This is a genomic window from Paraburkholderia sp. SIMBA_053 (assembly GCF_046534895.1).
GTDB classification, from domain to species: Bacteria; Pseudomonadota; Gammaproteobacteria; order Burkholderiales; family Burkholderiaceae; genus Paraburkholderia; species Paraburkholderia caledonica.
This window is the reverse complement of the sequence record NZ_JAWRXU010001487.1, coordinates 1-243: the sequence shown is the minus strand read 5'-3', so window position 1 is coordinate 243 and position 243 is coordinate 1. Positions and strand designations below refer to the sequence as shown.

1 protein-coding gene is annotated in these 243 nt (G+C 61.3%); it reads right to left on the bottom strand.

Annotated features, from left to right (window positions below):
* On the bottom strand, positions 1-243 hold a 243-nt coding region (gene bcsG / locus SB753_RS40545), incomplete at both ends, for a cellulose biosynthesis protein BcsG (RefSeq protein ID WP_410805612.1).

The window sequence follows — 243 nt, the reverse complement described above, 5'->3', positions numbered from 1 at the left end:
CACACGCCGTCCGGCGTTTTCACCACGTAACCGGTTGCCGTCTTCATCGTGACGGTGCCTTCGTTTTCGCCGACCATCTCCGTTTTTGGCAGATCGGCTGCGTACTGCGACAGCGTCACGCCCGGCTTGAACGGACTGTTCGATACCAGATTCGACAGCAGTTGCGACACCGCCAGAAAGCTCGTGGGCTGGTCGATGACCGTGGTCGGCCCGTGGCTGCCAGGAAGATTGACGAGCCGCACG